Genomic DNA, 1,100 nt, shown 5'->3' with positions numbered 1-1,100 from the left:
CAGGCGGAATGACCTGCACCCCGTCCAGCGCAAACGGCTCCCGGGAGTCGGTCACCTCCGACAGGTGCACCTCGACCCGGTGACCGCGCGCCGCGAGAGCCCGCAGGAGACTGTGAGCAGCCCACTCGGCGCCGGCGTTGTGGTGGGGCGGGTAAGCATGGAGTTTCGCGAGGATCCTCATCGTCACCCCACCCGCACAGAGATCATGCCAGTCGTCCGCCGGTACCGGTCGAGGGTCTTTCGCTCCGCCTCTGACAGCGACACCATCGTGCCGACGCCAGCGGACTCAAGCCGGTAGGAGTAAGGGCCGATCGTTTCCGAGGTGATGCCGCCTACCGCGGTGGGGGCGGTGACGGTGCGCAACACCATGCCGCACACGACCATGACCACATCCGGCGGCACCTCGGCGCCGTGGCTGTAGACGACCCGGTAGGTGCCGGGGTAGCCGTCGTCCTCGTCCCACCAGATCTCCGGCAGGTTGATCACGAAGGTGCCCTCACCAAGGCGGATCTTGTCCAGGCCGTCCCACCAATAGTCGACGATGCCGACATCCGGGGCGCCGTTGATGCCGATCGCGGTGACAGACGTAACCCCGGTGACGGGCCGCTGCGGCAGGAGGATCATCCCGGCCTGCGACCGCAGCGTCACCGTGGACGTTGCCGGCCCGAAATTCTGGCCTGTGTAGGAGCGCACCAGCGCGGACGCATCCGCGAGCAGCGCATCCAAGCGGGCATCCTCATCGCACGTCAGGTCCCGTCCGAGACGAGCCGCTAGGTCAGCTTTGGTCGCCAAGTTCGCCACGTCGCCTCCTTAGAGTCTCGCGAGAGCACGCAGGCGGGCACGCTGCTGAGTCAGGGATTCGATCGCGCCGCACCACCGGGCCAGATCCTCGGCGGGGTCGAGCTCCGCAGCGCGAGCGATAGCCCGCTTGGACGCGGCGCCATACGCGCGAGGAGTGAGGAGACGTCGAATCTCCTTCTCCCACCCGTCGAGGTCGCTGCGGTCGACGAACACACCGGCCGCACCAAGGGACTCCTTGAGCCCCGGTGTGGGGTGCGCGATGACCGGGATGCCGGACACCAAGCTCTCCACCCCCACCC

Annotated in this window: 3 protein-coding genes; all 3 read right to left on the bottom strand. The window is 67.9% G+C overall.

All coding sequences use genetic code 11. The features are described 5' to 3' along the window. Nucleotides 1-181, bottom strand: a 181-nt coding sequence (locus AB0J58_RS45135) for a hypothetical protein (RefSeq protein ID WP_364228039.1), incomplete at its 3' end; no start/stop codon positions are given. Nucleotides 182-183: 2 nt separating this feature from the next. Continuing rightward, nucleotides 184-726 (bottom strand): hypothetical protein, encoded by a 543-nt coding sequence (locus tag AB0J58_RS45130; protein WP_357795827.1) that lies wholly within the window; start codon nucleotides 724-726, stop codon nucleotides 184-186. Nucleotides 727-810: 84 nt separating this feature from the next. Then, nucleotides 811-1,100 (bottom strand): hypothetical protein (locus AB0J58_RS45125; RefSeq protein WP_364228036.1); only part of this gene is annotated, 290 nt, incomplete at its 5' end.

This window comes from Streptosporangium sp. NPDC049644 (assembly GCF_040675205.1).
Classification (GTDB): domain Bacteria; phylum Actinomycetota; class Actinomycetes; order Streptosporangiales; family Streptosporangiaceae; genus Streptosporangium; species Streptosporangium fukuiense.
The sequence above is the reverse complement of the archived record's forward strand: the minus strand, read 5'-3'. Positions and strand labels throughout refer to the sequence as shown.